General features: G+C 68.0%; 21 protein-coding genes. 13 read left to right on the top strand and 8 right to left on the bottom strand.

The features are described from left to right. Positions 1-68 precede the first annotated feature (68 nt). Positions 69-956, bottom strand: a complete 888-nt coding sequence (locus JZ791_RS18110) for an alpha/beta fold hydrolase (protein WP_216896318.1) — start codon at positions 954-956, stop codon at positions 69-71. Positions 957-1039: 83 nt separating this feature from the next. Between JZ791_RS18110 and JZ791_RS18105 the strand changes: the two genes are divergently transcribed. The 5 genes from JZ791_RS18105 to JZ791_RS18085 all read left to right on the top strand — a co-directional run bounded on the left by JZ791_RS18105 (position 1040) and on the right by JZ791_RS18085 (position 5258). Continuing rightward, on the top strand, positions 1040-1519 hold the full coding sequence (locus tag JZ791_RS18105; protein ID WP_216896317.1) for a MarR family winged helix-turn-helix transcriptional regulator: 480 nt from the start codon (positions 1040-1042) through the stop codon (positions 1517-1519). Between the two features lie 40 nt (positions 1520-1559). Then, positions 1560-3287, top strand: a complete 1728-nt coding sequence (locus JZ791_RS18100; RefSeq protein ID WP_216896316.1) for a cytochrome c biogenesis protein CcdA — start codon at positions 1560-1562, stop codon at positions 3285-3287. Between the two features lie 188 nt (positions 3288-3475). Next, positions 3476-4390 (top strand): SDR family NAD(P)-dependent oxidoreductase, encoded by a 915-nt coding sequence (locus JZ791_RS18095; protein WP_216896315.1) that lies wholly within the window; start codon positions 3476-3478, stop codon positions 4388-4390. Between the two features lie 53 nt (positions 4391-4443). Further along, a complete protein-coding gene (locus JZ791_RS18090; protein ID WP_216896314.1) occupies positions 4444-4947 on the top strand; it encodes a hypothetical protein in 504 nt (167 codons plus the stop codon). Continuing rightward, on the top strand, positions 4944-5258 hold the full coding sequence (locus tag JZ791_RS18085; protein ID WP_216896313.1) for a transcriptional regulator: 315 nt from the start codon (positions 4944-4946) through the stop codon (positions 5256-5258). The genes JZ791_RS18090 and JZ791_RS18085 overlap by 4 nt, the downstream gene beginning before the upstream one ends. 22 nt (positions 5259-5280) lie before the next feature. Here JZ791_RS18085 and JZ791_RS18080 read toward each other — a convergent pair whose 3' ends face one another. Continuing rightward, the gene (locus JZ791_RS18080; RefSeq protein ID WP_216896312.1) at positions 5281-5919 is read right to left on the bottom strand and encodes a lytic transglycosylase domain-containing protein; all 639 of its coding nucleotides are present in this window, start codon (positions 5917-5919) and stop codon (positions 5281-5283) included. A gap of 292 nt (positions 5920-6211) precedes the next feature. Here JZ791_RS18080 and JZ791_RS18075 point away from each other — a divergent pair, with 292 nt between their 5' ends. Further along, positions 6212-6943 carry a class I SAM-dependent methyltransferase gene (locus JZ791_RS18075; protein ID WP_438804533.1) on the top strand — a complete coding sequence of 244 codons (732 nt, stop codon included), beginning with the start codon at positions 6212-6214 and terminating at the stop codon, positions 6941-6943. Here JZ791_RS18075 and JZ791_RS18070 read toward each other — a convergent pair. The 3 genes from JZ791_RS18070 to JZ791_RS18060 all read right to left on the bottom strand — a co-directional run bounded on the left by JZ791_RS18070 (position 6933) and on the right by JZ791_RS18060 (position 9877). Then, positions 6933-7772: an SAM-dependent methyltransferase gene (locus tag JZ791_RS18070; RefSeq protein WP_216896310.1), complete on the bottom strand. Its 840-nt coding sequence runs from the start codon at positions 7770-7772 to the stop codon at positions 6933-6935. The genes JZ791_RS18075 and JZ791_RS18070 overlap by 11 nt on opposite strands. A gap of 106 nt (positions 7773-7878) precedes the next feature. Continuing rightward, the gene (locus JZ791_RS18065) at positions 7879-8574 is read right to left on the bottom strand and encodes a maleylpyruvate isomerase family mycothiol-dependent enzyme (RefSeq protein ID WP_216896309.1); all 696 of its coding nucleotides are present in this window, start codon (positions 8572-8574) and stop codon (positions 7879-7881) included. A 97-nt stretch (positions 8575-8671) separates the two neighbouring features. Then, positions 8672-9877 carry an erythromycin esterase family protein gene (locus JZ791_RS18060; protein WP_216896308.1) on the bottom strand — a complete coding sequence of 402 codons (1206 nt, stop codon included), beginning with the start codon at positions 9875-9877 and terminating at the stop codon, positions 8672-8674. A gap of 113 nt (positions 9878-9990) precedes the next feature. Here JZ791_RS18060 and JZ791_RS18055 point away from each other — a divergent pair, with 113 nt between their 5' ends. Both JZ791_RS18055 and JZ791_RS18050 read left to right on the top strand, forming a co-directional pair. Next, a complete protein-coding gene (locus JZ791_RS18055; protein WP_216896307.1) occupies positions 9991-10707 on the top strand; it encodes a MerR family transcriptional regulator in 717 nt (238 codons plus the stop codon). A 173-nt stretch (positions 10708-10880) separates the two neighbouring features. Beyond that, positions 10881-12617 (top strand): thiamine pyrophosphate-dependent enzyme, encoded by a 1737-nt coding sequence (locus JZ791_RS18050; RefSeq protein WP_216896330.1) that lies wholly within the window; start codon positions 10881-10883, stop codon positions 12615-12617. Between the two features lie 39 nt (positions 12618-12656). Here the strand turns inward: JZ791_RS18050 and JZ791_RS18045 are convergent, their stop codons facing one another. Next, positions 12657-13262: a TetR family transcriptional regulator C-terminal domain-containing protein gene (locus JZ791_RS18045; protein ID WP_216896306.1), complete on the bottom strand. Its 606-nt coding sequence runs from the start codon at positions 13260-13262 to the stop codon at positions 12657-12659. 53 nt (positions 13263-13315) lie between these two features. Between JZ791_RS18045 and JZ791_RS18040 the strand changes: the two genes are divergently transcribed. Further along, on the top strand, positions 13316-14959 hold the full coding sequence (locus JZ791_RS18040) for a glycoside hydrolase 5 family protein (RefSeq protein WP_216896305.1): 1644 nt from the start codon (positions 13316-13318) through the stop codon (positions 14957-14959). A gap of 2 nt (positions 14960-14961) precedes the next feature. Here JZ791_RS18040 and JZ791_RS18035 read toward each other — a convergent pair whose 3' ends face one another. Then, positions 14962-15669, bottom strand: coding sequence for a YoaK family protein (locus JZ791_RS18035; RefSeq protein ID WP_216896304.1), 708 nt, complete (start codon positions 15667-15669; stop codon positions 14962-14964). 720 nt (positions 15670-16389) lie between these two features. Here JZ791_RS18035 and JZ791_RS18030 point away from each other — a divergent pair. Beyond that, on the top strand, positions 16390-16992 hold the full coding sequence (locus tag JZ791_RS18030; protein WP_216896303.1) for a hypothetical protein: 603 nt from the start codon (positions 16390-16392) through the stop codon (positions 16990-16992). Here the strand turns inward: JZ791_RS18030 and JZ791_RS18025 are convergent. After that, positions 16976-17848 (bottom strand): P1 family peptidase, encoded by an 873-nt coding sequence (locus tag JZ791_RS18025; RefSeq protein ID WP_216896302.1) that lies wholly within the window; start codon positions 17846-17848, stop codon positions 16976-16978. The two genes, JZ791_RS18030 and JZ791_RS18025, sit on opposite strands and share 17 nt — an antisense overlap. Positions 17849-18400: 552 nt before the next feature. Here JZ791_RS18025 and JZ791_RS18020 point away from each other — a divergent pair. The 3 genes from JZ791_RS18020 to JZ791_RS18010 all read left to right on the top strand — a co-directional run bounded on the left by JZ791_RS18020 (position 18401) and on the right by JZ791_RS18010 (position 21714). Beyond that, positions 18401-19111 (top strand): response regulator transcription factor, encoded by a 711-nt coding sequence (locus JZ791_RS18020; protein WP_216896301.1) that lies wholly within the window; start codon positions 18401-18403, stop codon positions 19109-19111. Between the two features lies 1 nt (position 19112). Further along, positions 19113-20684, top strand: a complete 1572-nt coding sequence (locus JZ791_RS18015) for a sensor histidine kinase (protein ID WP_216896300.1) — start codon at positions 19113-19115, stop codon at positions 20682-20684. An 88-nt stretch (positions 20685-20772) separates the two neighbouring features. Next, the gene (locus JZ791_RS18010; protein WP_216896299.1) at positions 20773-21714 is read left to right on the top strand and encodes an aldo/keto reductase; all 942 of its coding nucleotides are present in this window, start codon (positions 20773-20775) and stop codon (positions 21712-21714) included. Positions 21715-21741 lie beyond the last annotated feature (27 nt).

Genomic DNA, 21741 nt, shown 5'->3' with positions numbered 1-21741 from the left:
ATCGGACAGGGCCGACCAGCCGGGGCCCGAGCCCCCATCCCTGAAAAGCAGCCTGCCCGACAATCCGCTCAGTGCCCGTCTACGCGTCCGGTGAACTCGATGATGGCCTCGGCCAGTCGCTCCGGGGCCTCCATCGCGGCGTAGTGGCCGACGCCGTCGAGCGATACCGAATCGACCTCGGCGGCCGTGGCCTCGCTCATCGCGGCGAGCGTGCGAGGGCCTCCCCCGGCGCCGACCGCGAGTACGGGCACGGTCAACCCCGGCGTGTGCGCCAGAGCCCTGATCTCGGAGCCCTCGCGCAGCAACGACCGATAGAGGCCGATCGCTCCACGCCAGCCGTCGGGCCGAGTGTAGGCGCGGACGAATTCATCGATGTCGGCATCGGTGATCGCGCCCGGGGTCGCCGTCATGGCCGGAAACACGAACTGTCCCAGGAACTCCCGCTCGCGGCCGGTGAGCAGCATCTCGGGAATACCGGGCGCGGCCAGCACGCCGATATACCAGGTGCCGCCGCGTGTGACGTCGGCGAGTGCTTCCCATCCGAACCCGGGCAGCATCGTCTCGATCGCGGTGAGGCTGAGCACGTCCCGCGGATGTGTGGTCGCGAGGCGGAACACGCTCGCCCCGGCGATGTCCTGCCCGGCGAGATGAACCGGGCCGACACCGAGCCGATCGATCAGCAGGTGCAGGTCCTCGGCCACGGTGGCGCTGTCGTACACGCCGGGCCCGTTGCCGGAGTCGCCGAAGCCCCGCAGATCGACGGCGATGACGCGGTGGTCCGCGGCGAGTATCGGAATGAGCTTGTGGAAGGCCCACCACGTTTCGGGGAACCCGTGGACCAGCAGAATCGGGGTCCCGCCGGTGCCCGCCGACACATAGTGCAGCGTGGTCCCGTTCACCTCCACCCGATGGTGGGTGATCCCCGGAATAGTTGCGCCGGCTGATATCGCGGCCACCGTGACTCCTCAATTAGACAACCTGGTTGCCAAAATATTAGCCAACCAGGTTGTCTAATAGCAAGCCCCTGTATTCTGCTGCCATGTCCCGCTCAGGCGCCGATCTCGCGCTCCTTCTGTTGGGGGGCTTCCGCTCACTGGTAGACGATGCGACCGACGAGCTCGCTCAGCGCGGCTACCAGGACGTACGCCCCGTCCACGACTTCGCCATGCGCGCCATCGCCGCGGGCGCCGATGACGCCACATCGCTCAGCCGCCGATTGTCGGTCTCCAAGCAGGCCGCCGCGAAGACGATCGCGCTCCTCCAGGAACGCGGATACGTGACGCGGGAGACCGATCCCCGCGACGCCCGCCGCAAACACCTCGAGGTCACCGCCCTCGGCTTCCAGGTGCTGCGCCAGGGCGAGGAGATTTTCGACGAATTGCGCGAACGCTGGGAACGGCGGATCGGCTCCGCCGAACTCGAGCGCCTGGAAAAACAGCTGGCAGTGCTGGTCGGCCCGTCACCCATCCGCTTCGACATGCCCGGCTGGATGACGCGCGGTCTCGGCGAGCCGACATAGTGGGATCGAACTGCGGCGTGGCCGAGTCCGTACTGTAGGTATGTACACGCTCGTACTCATCGGTCTTGTGGGTGGACTGATCACCGGCATCTCCCCGTGCGTGCTTCCGGTGCTACCGGTCGTCCTGCTGGCGGGTGCGCAGAACGCGCGGCGCGAGCCCTCGGACGGCGACGCGGCAACCGGCAATGTGCTGGTCCGCCGCCGCACCCTGGCCGAAACGCTGCGACCCTACAGTGTGGTCGCCGGGCTGGTGTTGAGCTTCGCTGTGGTCACGCTCATCGGATCGACTGTGCTGTCGCTGCTGCACCTGCCGCAGGACGCGCTGCGCTGGGCCGGGCTGGTGGTGCTGATCCTGATCGGGCTGGGGTTGCTGTTCCCCGCCGTCGAACGGCTGCTCGAGCGCCCTTTCGCCCGACTGCCGCAACGACAGATCGGCGCCGGTAAGAGCGGATTCGGCCTCGGTCTGGCGCTCGGCGTGCTCTACGTTCCGTGCGCCGGGCCGGTGCTCGCCGCGATCATCGTGGCCGGCGCCACCCGCCACGTCGGCCTGCCGACCATCGCGTTGACCGTGTCGTTCGCGATCGGCGCCGGCATTCCGCTGTTCGCGTTCGCGTTCGCGGGCAACCGTATGGCCGCGCGAATCGCCGCGCTGCGCCGGCGTCAACGCGGACTTCGCATCGCCGCTGGCGTGGTGATGATCGGGTTGGCCTGCGCACTGGTGTTCAACCTTCCGCAGGTGATCCAGCGCGCGGTCCCCGACTACACCGCCGCGCTGCAGAACAAGGTCGGCGGCACCGATCGAATCCAGCACGAACTCGATTCGGGCGGCTTCCAGCAGACCCGCTGTGCCGAAGGGCTGTCGCAGCTCGAAAACTGCGGGAAGGCACCGGAATTCGCCGGGATCACCGGCTGGCTCGATACGCCGGGGAACGCGCCGATCAGCCTGGCGTCGCTGCGCGGAAAGGTGGTCCTGGTGGATTTCTGGGCCTACTCGTGCATCAATTGCGAGCGCGCCATCCCGCACGTGATCAGCTGGTACAACACCTATCACGGCGACGGATTCGAAGTCGTCGGCGTCCACACCCCGGAGTACGCCTTCGAGCACGTGCCCTCGAACGTGGCCGACGCCGCCGCGAAGATGCACATCGACTACCCCGTCGCCCTGGACCCGAACTACGGCACCTGGTCCGCCTACAACAACCCGGCCTGGCCCGCCGAATATCTGATCGACGCGGACGGCGTCGTTCGGCACGTCAAGTTCGGCGAAGGCGACTACGGCACGACCGAACAGCTGATCCGCACCCTGCTCACCCAGGCGCAGCCCGGCAAGACGCTGCGGCCCGCCACCAACGTCGCCGACCAGACCCCGACCGAGTCGATGACGGTGGAGACCTACCTCGGCGCCGATTCGGTCGCCAACTACGGCGGCAACGGTCCATACCAGAAGGGCGCGAACCGATTCGACTATCCGGCGACACTGCCCGCCGACACCTTCGCCTATCGCGGACAGTGGACCGTCGGCGCCCAGAACGCCACCGCGGGCGCCGGCAACCCGGCCATCGAACTCGACTACCACGCCAAGAACGTCTATCTGGACGTGGGCGGCGCCGGGTCGGTGACGGTGACCGCCAACGGGACGACGACCGTCATCCCGATCTCCGGACCCCCGACCACACACCTCATCGCCTCGACACCCACCGCCGAGCCGGGGCACATCGAAGTCACGTTCACTCCCGGCATGCAGGCGTACTCGTTCACCTACGGATAGTCCCGCGAGGTATCGACTGCGCACGCATCGCCGGTGATGGGCTGATCGTCGACCGGTCGACCTCTACGCCCCCTTCGTCCTGGGCCTAACCCGACCCTCCGCGACGGTGCCCGTGTCAGACACGGTGCGGTGCCACGCGCCAGTGGCGTGTGAGGACTGCGCAAGGGGCCTGGGCGATGGTCGATGGCATGAAGACAGTTCTCGTCACCGGCGCCGGCGCGGGCATCGGGTATTTCGTCGCCGAGCAGCTCGCGGCCGCCGGCGCCACCGTGGTGCTCGGCTGCCGTGACACCGCCAAGGCCGACCTCGCGGCACGCGCGATCCGCGCACGGGTTCCGGCCGCCCGGCTCCGATGGGTGCGCTTGGATCTTGCCGATCTGTCCTCGCTGCCCGCGACGGTGGCCGACCTCGGCGCCGACAGCCTGGACGCGGTCGTGCTCAACGCCGGGGTGCTGCTGTCCGGTCCCGATCGACGCATGAGTCCGCAAGGGCACGAACTGACCTTCGCGACAAACCATCTCGGACACTTCGCACTGGTCGCCCACCTGGCGCCGATTCTGACCGCCACCCCGAACAGCCGCGTGATCACCGTGGGCAGCTTCGCGGCGCGGTCGGCGCGGCTGGACCTGGCCGATCTGCAGTCCGAAGACGATTATCAGCCCAAGCGCACCTACGAGCGATCGAAACTGGCCCAGATGCTGTTCGCGTTCGAACTGGATCGCCGGCTGCGTGCGCTCGGTGCGACCAGCGCCAGCATCGTCGCCCACCCCGGCGGCGCCCTGGACTCGCTGACCCCGTCGCGGCCACCGCTGTTCGTTCATACCACCGCCCAACGCCTGCGCGGGCTGCCCGCGGGTGTTGCGCTGCACGGGAAACACGCGGCGGCCGAGACCATCGTCCGCACCGTCCTGGATACCGACATCGCCGGCGGGGAGCTGTGGGGGCCAAGGGTTTTCGGTCTCCGTGGGCGACCACATCGAGAAACACCGCCCGCGCACCTGACCGACCCCGACAGCGCCGCCGGGCTGTGGGCCGCCAGTTCGGCACTGACCGGCCTCGATCCGCTCCGACATCCGTCGACCCCGGTCCCACTACTTGCCTAATTAGAAAAGAGTATGTACTTTCCACTTAGGCAAGTAGTAGACAGGAGACAGCGGTGAGCGAGTTCGAGGATCGACGACAGGCGGAGGAAGCGCTCGCGCTGATGCGGACGCATCAGCGGCGAACCAGGCGGGCGACGCGGGTGCCGGGCTGGTACTACGCGGCGATATTCGTCTTCTCCGCGGGGGCGACGGCGGCGAACGATTTCGTGGGAATCGGTGGCGCCAAGGTGATCGCGGCCGCGATCCTGGTCGCGCTGCTGGCCACGCTGGTGGTCAGGATCGCCGGCCGTGCGGCTCCGCTGAGCCTGCTACGCGGGGTGGCCCCGAGACAGTCGATGGCGCCACGAGACCTGATCGCCATGCTGTTCGCCGTGGCGGTGATCGGCTGGCTGATCGCGCGGTACGGCGAGAGCCTGAGCCACTCCATCGCCTCGGCACTCGGTGTCCCCGGCTATCCGAACACGGTCGCCGGCGTACTCTACGCAGCCGTGGCCACCGGACTGTTCGCCCTGAGCCAGCGAGTGCTCACGGTCGAAGGGCAGCGCGCGGACCTATGAGCGGCCCGGAGCTGGACCGGCTGCTCTCGGACCCGACGCGGTTGGCCGTCATGTCGGTGCTGTCCGCGGCCGAGTGGTGCGAGTTCGCCTACCTGCGCGATGAGGTCGCACTGTCGGACTCGGCACTGTCCAAACAGCTGACCACCCTGCGCAAGGACGGCTACATCGAGCAGCAGCGCACCTATTCCGGCCGGATACCCAAGACCACCGTGCGCGCCACCGACCACGGACTCCGGTGCCTGCGCGCACACGCCCAAGCGCTACGCGCGATCGTCGACCGAGCCGGAACGCCGCTGCACGAGGGGTCGTGAAATGGCGGCCAGGTCATGTGCGCTATTCGTACCGGTGCGCCCAGCCCATGACCTCGGCGACATAGGCCATCGAGTGGTTGTAGCGCAGGATCGCGGTCGTCCGCTGGGCGGAGTCGTGCATATCGAGCCCACCCGAGCAGAGGTAATTTCCGGCGGTGTAGCTCGCGTCGAAAATGTTCTGCGGGTCGCCGCCCGGCGGCGCGTACCGCGCCCACGTCGCGGGCATGAACTGCATCGGCCCCTCGGCCCGCAGGAATTTGCCGGCGTGGTTGCGAATCACCTCGTTGCCGGGCAGGGTGCCGTCCAGGGCCGGGCCGTAGATCGAGCGCCGGGCCGTCCCGAACATGTCGACATCTCCGTCGTCGGCGTGATGCGACTCGACCCGGCCGATCCCGGCGAGTAACTGCCACGGCATGTGGCACTGGGGTTGTGTCACGGCGAGTTCGACCGCGGCGACCTTGTACGCGGTTTCGGCGACCCCGGGAATCGCCGCCGCGCTCGACCCGCCGGTCGAGCCCGTGCCCGCGGATCCACTCGACGACCCGGAGTCCGCGGACCCGGTCCCCGCCGATCCGGTTCCGGCCGATCCGGTGGGCAGCGCGACCATGTGGATCTCGGGCGCGGTCGTGGCGGCCGATGCCTGCGTCGCGAGGGCTGTCACCGAGACCACCCCGGGAACCAAACCGGATAATGCGATAACTGATTTCCGCCGGACGGTTGATGCCGACTTCATCCGGTGACGTCCCACCTCGGTACTACCTCCGTGACATACATATTCGATCCGAGCGAACGTGATTGTATCGAGATCTGTAGCCGAGCGTGCGGTAAAGCCTCATCGAAATCGAAATACGCTTCAGCACAACATGATCGGCGAGGTCAGCCCGCGTTCAGCGCGCCTCGCGCGGTGCTCCCGCATCGTTGCGGGCATGATTGTCGCTGTGAATGCCGAGCGAATTACACAGTCGGAGCACTTTTCTCGGACACGCGAGGCGTACGACCGGTTGGCGCCGGTATGGTCCGCGACGACCGATGACGGCCCGTACAACGGCTGGCTCGAGCGGCCGGCGCTGCGATCCTCGGTTCCGCGACCGTTGACGGGGCTGACGGTCCTGGACGCGGGCTGCGGGGCCGGGGCCCAGTGTGAGTGGCTGCTGTCCGAGGGGGCGGAGGTGATCGGCGTCGACCTGAGCGCCGCGATGGTCGCGGAGGCCGAGGCCCGGTGTGCCGGTCGCGGCCGCTTCTTCCAGGCCGATCTGGCGCAACCGCTGGATCTGGCGCCGCGGTCGGTGGACGGGATCACCAGTTCGCTTGCGCTGCACTATCTGCGCGACTGGCAGACTCCGCTTCGTTCGTTCGCCGAGATCCTTCGTCCGGGCGGATGGATCGTGTTGTCGCTGGATCATCCGTTCGCCCCCGCGCTCGCCGGTCAGCACGACGACTACTTCGATACCCGGCTCGTCTCCGATACCTGGACCAAAGCCGATGTCGAGGTCACGCAACACTTTTGGCGGCGACCCCTGGCCGCGGTGATGGCGGAATTCGCGGCGGCCGGATTCGTGATCGACGCGATCACCGAGGCGCGACCCTCGTCCGAGGCACTGCAACGGTTCCCCGTCGAGCTGGGTCCGGTGAGCGATGTACCGACTTTCATCGTCTACCGGCTCCGGTCGACGATCACAGCTTGACGGAAACGCCACCGACGGCGTCGTACCAGAAGGAGGTGGTTTCCTGTCCGGGTTCGGGACGCCACAGCGGCAGCGGTACCAAGCCGGGCTCGACCAACTCGAATCCGTCGAAGAAGGCGGCGATCTCGGCGCTGGTGCGGGCGACGGTCGGTGTCACGGTGCGCGCGCCCATGGCCAGCCATTCGGCCAATTCGTCAGGGGGATAGCTGTCGCTGGGAGCGGAATTGGAGACCGCCAGATAACTTCCGACCGACAGGCGCTCGGGCAGCCCGGCCAGCAGCGACTGCGCCGGGCCGGGCACCGCGTGCAGCATCAACAGCATCAGCACCGCCACAGGCCGGGTGAAGTCCAGACGCTCGGTGACCTCGGGGTCGGTCAGTATGCCGTCGATGTTGCTTGCGTCCCCGCGCACGGCGTGGGCCCATCCCACATCGGTGAGCAGGCGATGACTCATGATCAGCGCGATCGGATCGATGTCGACATAAATCAGCTGCACGTCGTTCGCGGCGCCGGCGTCGATGATGACCTCGTGCACGTTGCCGGCGGTCGGGATACCCGAGCCGATGTCGAGGAATTGCCGCACCCCCTGGTCCAGCAGATAGCCCACCACGCGCCGCAGGAACGCGCGGTTGGATCGCGCGGCGTGGAACATGTGCGGCCACCGCTTCTGGTACGCCTCGGCCAGCTCCCGGTCGACGGCGAAATTGTTCCCGCCACCGAGCGAGTAGTCGTACATGCGCGCCAGGCTCGGCACGGTCGGATCGATGCCGTCCCCTGCCCAGTACGGCAGCTTTTCCGGCATGTACGAGCCATCGGGTGTACCTGACATCGGCGCCTACCTCACTATCGGCGGACCGGTCGGGTCTGCCGGTCCGGCATCAGGATACGGCCGGACCACGCCCGGTTCCGGTAGCCCGGCAGCGCGACCATCTCCATCACGGCACCAGCGGTCCGGACAACGCGCGCTCACCGGCGACGCGATCGCCCGACCAGCCGAGCACGGGATCGGACAGGGACCGGCGGCCCCACAGTCCGAGCAGCAGATCCGCGGCGGGGCCGGATAATTCGGCGCTCGGCTCGCCCGGACCGTAGATCCAGTCGCCGCCGGTATCGGAGGCGTGAATACGGATCGCGGTGTCCGGCGCCGCGGCAGCACCGTGTTTGATCATGCGGGGCGCGTAGAGCTCGAACACCTCCGCGATGCCGTCGGCGGCCAGCTCGGGTTCGAAGGACGCGGCCCTCCCGAGCGCATCCTGCCCGTCCCACAGATGCATCAGCGTCTCGTGCATTCGCCGCCGCTGCCAGAAACCCACCGTCCGCGGCATCTGACTGGTGAAGGTCCAGGCCGGCGTCCGCGGATCGGTGGACAACGCCGCGACGAGAGCCTCGGCAGTGTCGTCGAACCAACCCCGCAACCGATCCACCTCCCTGGGTGCGGGTTCACCGTGGTGATCCCCCCGGCCTTCCCGCACCCCGACCGCAACCCACAAATTGCCATTGCCCAGATGATCGGCCAGGTCGTAAAACGTCCAATCGCCACATCCGGGCACCCGAGTCGAGAGGTCCAACGGGCCGTCGATGAGCGCACCGAACTCGGCGAGCTTCGCCCGCAGCACGGCAAGGTAATCCATTACCTCACCGTAAAGAGCGATTCGTCGGAATCCAACCATTGGCACCGACTCGACTGGTCGTACGGCCGGGTTGGCGACGTCACACAGGCGCAGGCCGCTACCAGTATTGATGGCGTTTTCCGTCGGTATCGGCGATGAAGATGACGGCGTCGGCGCCCTCGATATCCGCCGGGGTGAGCGGAATATGGCCTGGAACAATGGGTTCGCCCGCGATGACCGTCGGGGCAAGCGCTTCGCGAAGGGCAGGCCCTGGGAACAGGGTGCGGCGGGTGGTCGCCTCGGCCAGGGCGCGTTGCAGGGTTCCCGGCTCGCTATGGGGATTGGCGTCGGTCGCCACGAACCGATACCGGTCCTCGAGGGTGAGTCCGACGAGGGCTCCGGCGCTTCCCCAACTCGCCCGTGTCTCGCCGATATCCATGTGGGACCGCAGTCGTTGCAGGTGGACGTTGTGGGCGAACACCAGGGTGGGGCCGCGGCGCGCCTCTTGCCCGAGGATCGTGTGCAGGTTCTCGGCCATCATCTCCGCGCGCAGGCTGAGCAGGGTCGCGATGCGGTCGGGAGCGCGGACGGCCATGGCCGCGTGATAGCGCAGCAGGCCTTGGGCAGTATGCGCGTGGGCGGCGGCGAGGTCGTAGGCGGCCGGATCGGCGGGGCGTAGGGCGGGGGCCGCGCGACGCAGGGCACCGGCGAGATCGTCGGCGAGGATGCGCAGGGGGCCGATGCGGGCGGAGTCGCCGAGGGATGCCGCCGGGTCGTACATGGCAGCCTCGTTCGTCCAGTCGGCCTCGTCGCCGAGCAACGCGTCCAGGTCGGGGACCGAGGCGGGAAGCAGCGGGCCGGGCAGGTAGTCGATGACCGCGGTCAGCGCGCGACGCGGACTCGGCGCGCCCGCGGATTCCGTCGGGGCGTCGAAGCCGTAGAAGCGAATCCGGTCCCGCGACGGGCGATCGGCGTTGTGCGCGCGGAGCCATTCGACGAGCTCACGGTTGCCCGGCACCGCTCCGAACCGATGGCTGAACCCGGTCTCCAGCACCGTATCGAGCGGTGTCGCCGCACCGGCCACATAGTCCTCGACAATGGACGCGGCGAAGAAATCGATCTCCAGCGCGATCGACCGGAATCCCCGTTCGACGAGATGAGCGAGGATTTCGTTGCGCAGCAACGGAAATGCCTCGATCCCATGGGTGGGCTCGCCGAGCGCGAGCAACTCCGGGATCCCCGCGGCGAACAACTCGTCGAGGGCGCGGTCAAGGCTCGCCGGGTCGTCGAGCCGACGACCGAGCTCACGCAGTGCGATAGACATGAAAACTCCTTCCGGATTCTCCTGACCTCGACGATATCGTTGAAGAATCGAGTGAGACTTGTCTGAATTCGACCTGGCCTCGATAGACTGCAAGCCTCAATCGGAGGTGGTGTATGCGACCTATCGACCTCGCCCGCGAACACGGCCTGTCCGCACAGGCGATCCGCAATTACGACGACGCGGGCATTCTCCCGCCGACCGAACGCAGCGAGTCCGGCTACCGCCGCTACACCCCGTTGCACGCGCAGGCCCTTCGCGCCTTCCTCGCCCTGCGCGGCGGCCACGGCCACCAGCAGGCGACGGCCATCATGCGCGCGATCCACCGCGGCGACACCGAATCCGCCTACCGCCTCATCGACGCCGCACACGTCTCCCAGCTCGCCGAACGCGACACTCGCACCGAGGTCGCGAAGGCCCTGGGCGCCCTGTCCACCGCGCCGACCCCCATCCCCGGTCCCCCGCTGACCGTGGGCGAACTCGCGCGCCACCTCGACCTGCACCCCGCCACGCTGCGCACCTGGGAAACCGAGGGCATCCTGCACCCCGAGCGCGACCGGACGACCGGCTACCGCCGCTACGGCCCGGACTGCGTCCGCGACGCCGAAATCGCCCGCCAACTGCGCCGTGGCGGCTACCTCCTGCACCAGGTAGCCCAGTTCCTCGACTCGCTGCGCGAGGCGGGCGGCGCGGACGCCCTGGTGGTCTTCCTGGATTCCTGGCAGTCCCGCCTGACCGCCCGCAGCCGCAACCTGCTCACCGGCGCGGCCCATCTCGACACCTATCTCGACCTGCTCGACCGGTCGGGGCCGAAGGCCGGTCAGGTCACCTGATCGAGCGGTGATCCGCCCGCGGCCCGGCCGGTGAACCGTTCGGCGACAACGGCTCGGTCACCACCCGAGATGTCGGTATCCAACCGGCGTGCCGAGTTGGTACTGTCCGGCCGTCAGACTCATCTACTGTGCCGCCCCGCGGCCCATGACGATCGGACAGCGAGATGACCGCACTGCGCCGCACGGTAGCCGACGACCTACTCGAGGTGCTGGTCCGAGCCGGGGTCCGCCGGATCTACGGCCTGGTCGGCGACAGCCTGAACGCGTTCAGCGACGCCGTGCGCCGTGACGGCCGGGTCGAATGGGTGCATGTGCACAACGAGGAGGCCGCGGCCTTCGCCGCCTCCGCCGAGGCTCAGCTCACCGGGCGACTGGCGGTGTGCGCGGGCAGTTGCGGCCCGGGTAACACCCATCTGATCCAGGGCGTCATGGACGCGCACCGCTCCGGCGCACCGGTGCTGGCCCTGGCCTCCCATATCAACAGCCGTCAGATCGGTACCGGCTTCTTCCAGGAGACCAAGCCGGAGGCATTGTTCGCGCAGGCCAGCCACTACTGCGAAACGGTCGCCCACCCCGATCAGGCGGAACGACTGGCCCGCAGCGCGATCGCGAGCGCGATCGGTAAGCGCGGCGCGGCGGTTCTGGTGCTGCCCGGCGACATTCTGGCCGCGCATTCCGACGGCGAACCGAAGCACAGCACGACCGTCACCGCCCGGCCGCGCCCGGTACCGGACGACGCGGCGATCGACGAGTTGCTCGAGCGTATCGCCGACGCCGAACGCATCGCCATCTTCGGCGGTATCGGCTGTGCCGATGCCCGCGAGCAGGTACTCGCCCTGGCGGGTCGGTTGTACGCCCCGGTCGGACATACGTTGCGCGGCAAGGACATTCTGCAATACGACAACCCGTACGAGGTCGGCATGACCGGCCTGCTCGGCTACGGCGCGTGCTATGAGGCGCTGCACGCCGCCGATCTGGTTCTGCTGCTGGGTACCGACTTCCCCTACGACGATTTCCTCCCGTCCGGCAACAACATTCAGATCGATATCGATCCCGCGCGCCTGGGCCGTCGCGCACCCCTGGCACAGGGAATCGCGGCCGACCTGGGTCTCACACTGGACCGGGTGCTGGCCCGGCTGCCCCAGCGCACGGATCGTTCTTTCCTGGACGACATGCTGCACGCCCACGACCGCGCGCTACGGCACAGCGTCGACACCTACAGCACCCACATCGCCACCCACAGCCCCATCCACCCCGAGCACCTTGCCGCCCTCGTCGACGAACTGGCCTCCGCCGACGCGATTTTCACCGCCGACACCGGCATGTGCTGCACCTGGGCGGCCCGCTACCTCACACCCAACGGCAGCCGGCGCCTGCTCGGTTCCTTCGTGCACGGATCGATGGCCAACGCACTGCCCATGGCCATCGGCGCGCAACTGGCCCATCCGGACCGTCAGGTGGTCTCGCTGTCCGGCGACGGCGGCTTGGCGATGCTGCTGGGCGAACTGCTGACCGTCAAGATCCATCGCCTGCCGTTGAAGGTGGTGGTATTCAACAACTCCAGTCTCGGCATGGTCCGCCTGGAAATGATGGTCGCCGGGGACCCTCCGTTCGAAACCGACCACGAACAGGCCGACTACGCGGCGATCGCGGCCGCCGCGGGCCTGTTCACCCGGCGCGTCACCGAGCCGCAGGACCTGCGCGAGGCGGTTCGCGAGGTCCTCGCCCACGACGGCCCGGCCCTGCTCGACGTGGTCACCACCCCCGACGCTCTGGAGGTCCCCTCGCACCTCACCCTCGAAGAGGCACGCGGCTTCGCGATGGGCCTCGGCAAACTCGTATTGTCCGGCGGCGTAGGCGAAGTCGCCGAGATAGCCCGCCTGAACCTGCGAAACATCCCGCGCCCCTGAACAATTCGCGTGGCAGCGGAGGGGTGCCACGCCGGGTCCTCATCGCCGATCCGGCCGGGACGCGGCCGACAACAGCAAACGGGTCAGCCGGTCGAGGTCGTCCTCGAGATCGATGGACGGGTCCAGGAGCCGCTGGGCCTGCAATCCGTCGGAGGCCGCCGTGAGGATGCGGGCCGCGAAATCCGGGTCCACGGCAGGCAGGGGCGCCGGGCCGGGCCGCTCGACCGAGTGGCGGAACTTGTCGGCGAGTACGCCACGCAGGGCGCGATAGCGGTCGGTGAAGTAGCGGTGCGCGGCGTGCCCCTCGTCGGTTGCCGCGGCGATCATTTCCAAAAGTAGGCGCGACAGGCCCGGCGTACGGGCGGTGTGCGCGACCATCGCGGGCAGGGCCTCGATCGTGGCGTCCGGGTCGAAGTGCGCGACATCGGACGCGTCGCGCTCGGCGAAGATCGCGACGAGCAGTTCGTCCCGGGCCGGGAAGTAGTGCAGCAGGCCGCGTTCGCTCAGGCCCACCCGCGTGGCGATGGCCCGCAGGGACGGCCCGGCGCTGTCGCTCTCGGCATAGGCGGCCAACGCCTCCCGCAGGATCTGCTGTCTGCGGGCGATTCCCTTGGCGTAAGGACCCCGGCCGGTGTTTTCGGGCATGCGCCGACGGTACCGGCAATAAAAACACAGCGATACTGTGTTTTGGTGGTAGCGTGACGTCGCACTCAGTCGACCGCCCCGAGAGGACACCCGTGCGTCCACGCCGAATTCTCGCCGCACTCGGCGCCGCCGTCGTCACGGCCCTGGCATCCGCACCGTCCGGATACGCCGCTCCCCCGCCGGAACCGACCGCGCCGGTAGCGGGCCCGGCCACCGGGCAGTACCGCGACAGTTTCGTGCGGCACGCGGGCGCCCGGCTCACCGTGAACGGGCGTGAATTCCGTTTCAGCGGCGCGAATATCGAGTGGCTGGGGCTGGCGAACTACGGCCCGAACCCGTCCTCGCCGATCCCCGCGGGCAGCGAACGCTATGCGACGAGATACGAGGTCGACGACGCGTTGGCCACGGCCCGCGACATGGGCGCGACCGCGGTCCGCGCGCAGACCCTCGGCGACACGATCGGCTGCGCACAATGCCTGGAACCACAACTCGGACAATTCGATCCGGCGGCCCTGGGGCAGATCGACATGGTCGTCGCCGAGGCGCACAGGTACGGCGTCGAGCTGTTCGGTGAATTCGACGGCGATGCGAACGGCGCACCGACGCCCACCCACGCCTCGCTGTCCGGACAGGGACACGGCTGGTATTGCGTCTGGCGACACCGATCCGACTGCGGCAAGGCCTTTTTCACCGACCCGGCCCTCATCGGCGACTACGAGCATCACATGGATGCGCTGCTGAACCACGTCAACCCGTACACCGGCCTGGCCTACAAGGACGACCCGACCTTCGCGGGCTGGGTCGACGGCAACAACATCGGCCTGGGCGACGGCCAGACGTCCGCCACGCTCGACCGCTGGATACGTACGGTCTCCGACCATTTCAAGGCCGTCGACCACAACCAGCTGTTCATCGACAACAGCTCCGTCGGCGGCATCGGCTCGATCGATCCCGGCGCGCTGCGGATTCCCGGCGTCGACGTCTTCGCCACCGAGTACTACCCGCACTGGATTCCCGGCGTCATGGGAGATCGCGTCGACGGCAACGCCCCCACCCTTCACCAGGCGGCGGCACAGGCAGCGGCCGCGGGAAAAGCCTTCTCCCCCATAGAATTCGGCTGGGACAACACCGATTTTCTCACCCCCGCGGCCTTACAGCAGTTCCTGACCGGCCTCGAAGCGGACCCGAATATCGCCGGCGACAACTACTGGGCGCTGCAATCGCATGCCAACGGCCATGGCTGGCAACCGATTCCGGCCGACACAGGCTGCACGCCCACGTGCCAATGGGGTGAGGACGGCAACTGGTGGGCGCTGTACTACACCGGCATCGACACTCGCTCCAATACCGCTGCCGACATGGCCGCCCGCGCCCAACTGCTGCGCGCCCACGCCTACCGCATGGCCGGATACCCGGCGCCCCCCGCGCACCAGCCGGTCCCGGCCCCCACGATCACCTCCACCACCGCGAATACGGTCCTGTTCCAGGGCTCGGCCGGATCCCCCGCCTACACCATCCAGCGGCAGGCCCCCGGCGGCGCGTGGAAGACGGTCTGCGACAGCTGCGTCACCGACTCCTCCCGCACCTGGCACGACCCGAATACCGATCCGGGCTGCTATCGCGTCATCGGCCACAACCTCGACGGCATCGAGGGCCCGGCCTCATCCCCGTCGGGGAACTGCCGGCGCGAGAACTGACCTCACGCGGTCCGCTCATCGTGGACGAACAACGCCAGCGCGCCGATGAGCAGTACGGCGGGAACGAGAACGGCGTAGGCATGCAGATGCATGGTCAGCACGGCGCCGCCGCACGCCCCGACGAGGAACGCCAGGACGATCCCCCAGAAGCGGCCGGCCCGGCGTGCGGCCTCACGATCCCGGGCAACCACCGCGGCGAAGGCGTTCTGTGCCGCGGTGCGCAGGTTGCCGGTGCTGATCGTCGTGCTGTAGGGGGTGTCCACGAGGGTGCGAAAGCTGGTCACCTGCACCGACGATGCGAACGCGACCAGCACGGTGACCACGGTCTGCGCCTCGCGCGGCAGCAGGGCGACCCCGATCAGGACCAGGATCTCCAATACCAGCGCCATCCGCGTGGGCCAGCGCAGGATCGCCGAGATCCGTGGCCGCTGCAGCGCTTCCGCCGCCACCACGCCCGCCACGAACGCCAGAATCGGCGGAAGTCGATCAGCTGCAGCCCGCCAATCCCGTTGCGCGGCAGACACACCCATCATCACGATATTGCCGGTCTGCGCGTTGGCGAACACCTGGTAATCGACGAAGGTGTAGGCGTCCAGCGCACCGCCGACCACGGCGAGCAGCAGACCCAGGCGGACCGACCGAGCCGTATGCCGGGTCTCGCGCTCGGGCGCGGGGGGACTGTCGGGAGATTCGCCGTCGGCCGCTGTCACGTCCGATCAGGCTACACAAGCCGACGCACACGGCATGGCTTCTCCGTTCGGATCCACCGTGTGGCGCCGTGTGCGTCAGCTGTTCAGGGGGTCAGGCACTACCGAACCAGGGCCCGTGCCAGCCCCAGCCCGGGCCGGGCCAACCCCAACCATGGTGATGCCAGTCCCCACCGCCCCAGGGTCCTGGATGATAGAAAGGCATGATCACTCCTTCGAACGGAATACCATACCGTCGGGAATCGAAATGTAACTTTTATCGGGTGGCTCCACCGATTTGTTATAAGCGGGCCTGCACGTTTCAATTGTTCGACGGCTTCCCGACCCGATTCAATACTACTCTTTCGTCCCGAACAATGAACCTTGGAATTCTCTGACAGTCGGGTCTCGGCGCGAGGACGCTCGTCCACCGGGGCTGCCGGTACGACTGCCCGGCACCGGGAACACCCCCCTACCAGCACCGTTGCCAGATCGGCGAGCGGTAGGGACTATCGAAGGCAGTCGGGCAACGGAGCTCGGGGGTATCGGTTCGTCCGTCTGCCGCGTGTGTTCGCGACGAAATCCATGGAGGGATACCGGCTCCGGATTCGCCGACGAGGCGAACTGGACGGTATGTAACACCATGGTGCGGAGAACGATACATGGCGAGTCGAGCGCGGCGGATCAGCCGTCCGCGCACCGGCTCGCTCGCGAAGGATTTGTCACTGGAAAGGATCCAATGCCATGAATGGAACCCTGGTTGATGTGCCGACCGCCTATCTGTCGGTCGCCCAGCCCAATCCGGGCGCCGGTCCCGTTCCTGGCGGTGGTCCGAACCCCGGCCTGTACCGCAAGCCCATAGCCCGCCCCATCCCCGCCCCGGACGGCGGTCCGCAGGCACCAGGGGGCCGTCCGGAGCGATCGGATACCGCGAACATCTGGCAAGAGGCCAAAACGGTGGTGGTCACCCGCGTCTCCGGGCCGCAGGCGCTGGTCACGGTTCCGCGCCTGGTGGTGCCGATCGGTCACAACCAGCTCGCCTTCCGCGTCTCCTCCTACGCCACCGAGGCGGACGAACTGTCCCGCGACCCCCGGGTGCTCGTACAGCCCGGCGATTGGCGCGGCAATCCGTCCCTCGGCTCGCAGCAGCGCCAAGGGCAGGCCCAGGTGATCACCGGCGGTACCCTCCTGCCGTACGTCCAGACGCAGATCGAAGCCAAGTATCGGTGGCGAACGTCGGTGGCGCGCATGGCACATCGCCTCGCCCGCGGCGCGGCGCCCTACGGCGACACCATCGTCCTGGTGACCGTGTACGAACCCGTTCAGGCCCTCATGCCGGGCCGGTAGCCCCCACCGAACGAATGGCCTCGGTAACCGCGGCCAGCGCCAGCAACCGCACGACGTCCACGTGGGCATCGACCGAACCCGTTGCGGCAGCGATGAATCCGTCGCCGTCGTAGCGGGTGTGCGGCGGGGTGAGGGCACGCGCGAGACCGTCGTGCGCGCCCTGGGCGACGATGTAGCAGCCGGTCTTGTCCAGGCGCGCATTGGTGATCACCGCGCCGATGGTGGTGTGCGTACGCGCACCCTCGAGGTCGAACAGGGTGTTCAGCGCCGCGACGGAGTCCAGAGCGATCTCGCCGCGCCCGTCGTCGATATCGCCGAAGGCGTTCACCGCGCACAGCGCACACACCGTCAGATCCCCCTGCGTTCGTTGCGCGTAACCGATTCCGCCCGGCCGCCGCTGCGGTCCGCGCCACTGTCCGGTGTATGCCCCGGTGCCCGCGCCCACCCGCCCGCGCAGGATCTGCTCACCGGCCGCGGCCCGCGCGGCGGCGTATCCGTGCTCGGCCGTGGGTCGCGCGGCCGGATCGCCCGCGGCCAGATCGAACAGCGCCATCGTCGGGACGATCGGCACCCGCCCGGCCGCGGTGAGCACACCGCGCCCCTGCTCCTCCAGATACCGCATCACCCCGTCGGCGGCGGCCAGTCCGAACGCCGAACCTCCGGTCAGCACGATCGCGTCTACCGAGGAGACCGTCTTGTCCGGGGCGAGCACGTCCAGTTCGCGACTCGCGGGCGCCCCGCCGCGGACCTCACAGGAGGCGACCGCGCCCTCCGGCAGCGTCAGCACCGTACACCCGGTTTCCCCGGCCGGATCCGACCAATGCCCCACCCGGACTCCCGCAACCGCGACGGTCATGAATTCTCCCATCCCATTCGGTTTATCGGAACCGCAGCCGGTTACCCGCCGGCGTCGACACTTCGCCGACAAATTTACAGCTTCGGCCGGCGGAAGGTGTTGCGCGGATCACCCGCCACGGCATCACATCCGCTCCCGCCGAGCGCGTCACCGTAGGCATTACGCAGCAGGCTTGCAAAGATACTAATATCATCCGACGGAGCTTGCACAACCCGGCGCCTTAAACAACAATGACAATTGCCCGGATTGCGCAGTCCGGGCATCGAAGAAGAACGAGCGGCCCGAAATCTGATTCACACGGAATTCAGGGGCCTTATGAATCTCCGACGAACCGGTAAATACCGAGTATTCATCGATTCGGTTCGGGCTGCTCGTTCCACCGCCCGGACAGCAGCGACCGTGTGCGGCCGACCGGGGCAGCCTGCCTGCTCGCCGCACCCGCACCGAGCCGTATCGTTCATCACACCGCACCCGGCTCGACCATGTCGCCGTCCGGCCATTTCGAGTGCCGGGCGATAGCCGGGAAAGAACCGAACGATTATCGTGTGCCTGGTGAAGGATAATCGTTCCGGGTCCGCGCCGAGCGTTCTGGTGGTCGACGATGAGCCGTACATTCTGGATCTTCTCGGTTCCGCGTTGCGCCTGAATGGATTCGAGGTGTATTCCGCCGATGACGCCGCCACCGCGCTGGCGAGTGCGCGGCTGCATATGCCCGATATCGTCGTGCTGGATGTGATGCTGCCCGATCAGGATGGATTCACCGTGGCGCAGCGTCTCCGTAATATCGGCTGCGATGCGCCGATCCTGTTCCTCACCGCCCGCGACGCGATCCAGGACCGCCTCACCGGCCTGACCGTCGGCGGCGACGATTACGTCAGCAAACCCTTCAGCATCGAGGAGGTCGTCGCGCGCCTGCGCACGATCCTGCGCCGCACCACCCGCGACGCGGATCCCGAGCGCCTGCAGTACGCGGATCTGATCCTCGATCCCGATTCCCATCAGGTGTGGCGGGACGGGGAACCCGTCATACTGTCCCCCACCGAATTCGAACTCCTGCGCTATCTGATGCTCAATGCCGACAAGGTGGTCAGCCGCAGCCAGATCCTGGAGAACGTCTGGGGCATCGGCGAACGCCGCAACAGCCGGGTCGTGGAGACCTTCATCAGCCATCTACGCCAGAAGCTGGACGCCGGAGGCACGCCGTTGATCCACACCACCCGCGGGGTCGGCTATATCCTGCGCCGACCGGGCTGGGGCATCTGACATGTCGCTGCGCGGGCGAACGCTGCACACCCGGCTACTGGTGACCGTGCTGGTCGTCACCGCGGCCGGGCTGGTGATCTTCGGTACCCTCTGCGTCGCCCTGCTCAGCCGAACGCAGCTGAACCGGCTGGACGATCAGATCGACCGTGTCGCCTCGGGTTTGACCTCGACCGATCGGCCGCCGCCGCCACCGCCGTCCTCCGCGCAAGACAATGGCGTCATATTCCCATCCACCGCGCGGATGCTGTTTTTCGACACCGCCGGACATCCGGACGGCCAGTTCGGCGTGGGTAACGCGAAGTTACTGTTACCGCCGATGGACACCGCGTCGGTGCGCGCGCACGGTAGCAAGCCGTTCGTCGTCGGCGAGCGCGGCGAGAGTACGAAATGGCGCGTGGCTGTGGTGGTTCAGCCGCCCGATCAATACGAGTCGGACGGCGGCACGGCGGCGGTGGCCATTCCGATGGACACCTATTACGCCACCATCGAGCAGTTGCGGACGATCGAAATCGGCACCGGTGCGGCGCTTCTCATCGCGTTGATCGTGGTCGCGGCGCTCCTGGTGCGGGCAGGCCTCGCGCCCCTGACCCGAGTCGAGCACACCGCCGACGCGATCGCGAACGGCGATATCGATCGCCGGGTGGAAGACGCCGACCCGCGCACCGAGGTGGGGCGGCTGGGGCGCGCGTTCAATGTGATGCTGGCGCGACTGTCCACGACGATGCGCCGTCTGGAGGAGTCGGAGGCCCGGCTGCGTACCTTCGTCGCCGACGCCTCGCACGAACTGCGTACCCCGCTGACCTCCATTCGCGGCTATGCGGAGCTGTACCGGCACGGCGGCGCCACGACCGAGGCCGACGTGCGGCGCATGATGAGCCGCATCGAGAGCGAGGCCACCCGGATGGGTGTGCTGGTCGACGATCTACTGCTGCTTGCCACGCTCGACGAGGAACGTCCCCTGGATCTCACCGAGGTCGATCTGACCGCGATCGCCACCGATGTCGTGCACGACGCCGGGATCCGCCGGCCCGAGCGGCTACTGCGGCTGCACACCCCGTCCCAGCCGCAGCGCATCCTCGGTGACGAACATCGGTTGCGGCAGGTGATCACGAACCTGGTCACCAACGCCCTGGTCCATACGCCGCCCACCGCCGCGATCGATGTGACCGTCGAACTCGCGAGCGGCCCGCCGGAGCATGCGATCGCCTCGGCCGGCGCCACGGACAGCCATACCGAGTCCGGCTCCGGCACAGGACGGTTGCTTGCCGTCGAGGTCCGCGACGAAGGTCCCGGCATCGCTCCGGACCGGGCGCAACACGTTTTCGACCGCTTCTACCGCGCCGACCGAACCCGTTCGCGCGCAGGCGGTTCGGGCCTGGGCCTGGCCATCGTGACGGCCATCCTCGCCGCGCACTCGGCCCGGATCTATCTGTCCACCGGTCCCGGAGCGGGGACGAGTTTCCGCATCCTGTTCCGGTCCTGCCCGCAGTCCACCGACCCCGCCGATATCGCTTTTGACACCGCCGAGGACATCGGCCTCTCGGACGACAGCGGTCCGACTGCGGCGACGTGAGACGCCGTGAGTCACCGGCGGACATTCGGCAAACCTTCATCGAACACGCGGTGGGGCCGGGCCGGCGCGGGCGGCTACGTTGGGTGGCATGGCACTGTTGGGAACTACCGAGCTAGATATTCATCCGCTCTGCCTCGGCGGGAACGTCTTCGGCTGGACCGCCGATCGAGACGAATCCTTCGCCGTCCTGGATGCCTTCACAGCCGGCGGCGGGAACCTCATCGACACCGCCGACGGATATACGGCCTGGGTTCCGGGGAATTCCGGCGGCGAGTCGGAGACGATCCTGGGTGAGTGGCTCGCCGCACGCGGCAACCGCGACGAGGTGTACATCGCCACCAAGGTGGCCAAGCATCCGCGACGGCCCGGGCTGCGGGCGGAGAATATCCGTGCGGCCGTGGAGGATTCGCTGCGACGGCTGCACACCGACCACATCGACCTGTACTACGCCCACCACGACGACACCGAAACCCCGCTCGCGGAAACCCTCGGCGCCTTCGACGAATTGGTGCGCGCGGGCAAGGTGCGCTACCTGGGCGCCTCGCAGTACACCGCGCCGCGCCTGACGCAGGCCCTGGAGATCTCCGACCGCGAGGGCCTGGCCCGCTATCAGGTCGTGCAGCCGCTGTACAACCTGGTCGAGCGCGAAACCTACGAGGGCGAGCTGGCCGAGGTGTGCGTGCGCGAAAAGCTCGCCGTCCTCCCGTATTACGGCCTGGCGATGGGCTTCCTCACCGGCAAGTACCGCCAGGGTGACGATGCGAACGCGGCGGCCGGCCCCCGCGCACAGCGTGCCCGTAACTACCTGAACGACAAGGGCATCCGCGTGCTCGGCGCACTCGACGCCGTCGCCGCCGCGCACGACGTCCCGGTGGCCTCGGTCGCCCTGGCCTGGCTGCGCACCCGCCCCGCCGTCGCGGCCCCCATCGCCAGCGCCCGCATCCCCGCGCAGCTCGAGGCCCTGCTCACCTCGGCCGAACTGTCCCTGACCGACTCGGAGGCGGCCGCTCTCACCGCCGCCTCCGAATAGATCGATTCCGAGGGGTTCGCCGCTGCA

Source organism: Nocardia alni (assembly GCF_019038435.1).
Taxonomy (GTDB): Bacteria; Actinomycetota; Actinomycetes; order Mycobacteriales; family Mycobacteriaceae; genus Nocardia; species Nocardia alni.
This window is presented reverse-complemented; position numbering and strand designations above follow the sequence as displayed.

Excerpts from the sequence above, each read along its gene's own strand:
- JZ791_RS18105 (WP_216896317.1), top strand. The coding sequence starts at position 1,040 with ATGTCCCGCTCAGGCGCCGATCTCGCGCTCCTTCTGTTGGGGGGCTTC.
- JZ791_RS18100 (WP_216896316.1), top strand. The coding sequence starts at position 1,560 with ATGTACACGCTCGTACTCATCGGTCTTGTGGGTGGACTGATCACCGGC.
- JZ791_RS18095 (WP_216896315.1), top strand. The coding sequence starts at position 3,476 with ATGAAGACAGTTCTCGTCACCGGCGCCGGCGCGGGCATCGGGTATTTC.
- JZ791_RS18085 (WP_216896313.1), top strand. The coding sequence starts at position 4,944 with ATGAGCGGCCCGGAGCTGGACCGGCTGCTCTCGGACCCGACGCGGTTG.
- JZ791_RS18070 (WP_216896310.1), bottom strand. The coding sequence starts at position 7,772 with ATGTCAGGTACACCCGATGGCTCGTACATGCCGGAAAAGCTGCCGTAC.
- JZ791_RS18065 (WP_216896309.1), bottom strand. The coding sequence starts at position 8,574 with ATGGATTACCTTGCCGTGCTGCGGGCGAAGCTCGCCGAGTTCGGTGCG.
- JZ791_RS18060 (WP_216896308.1), bottom strand. The coding sequence starts at position 9,877 with ATGTCTATCGCACTGCGTGAGCTCGGTCGTCGGCTCGACGACCCGGCG.
- JZ791_RS18055 (WP_216896307.1), top strand. The coding sequence starts at position 9,991 with ATGCGACCTATCGACCTCGCCCGCGAACACGGCCTGTCCGCACAGGCG.
- JZ791_RS18045 (WP_216896306.1), bottom strand. The coding sequence starts at position 13,262 with ATGCCCGAAAACACCGGCCGGGGTCCTTACGCCAAGGGAATCGCCCGC.
- JZ791_RS18030 (WP_216896303.1), top strand. The coding sequence starts at position 16,390 with ATGAATGGAACCCTGGTTGATGTGCCGACCGCCTATCTGTCGGTCGCC.
- JZ791_RS18025 (WP_216896302.1), bottom strand. The coding sequence starts at position 17,848 with ATGACCGTCGCGGTTGCGGGAGTCCGGGTGGGGCATTGGTCGGATCCG.
- JZ791_RS18015 (WP_216896300.1), top strand. The coding sequence starts at position 19,113 with ATGTCGCTGCGCGGGCGAACGCTGCACACCCGGCTACTGGTGACCGTG.
- JZ791_RS18010 (WP_216896299.1), top strand. The coding sequence starts at position 20,773 with ATGGCACTGTTGGGAACTACCGAGCTAGATATTCATCCGCTCTGCCTC.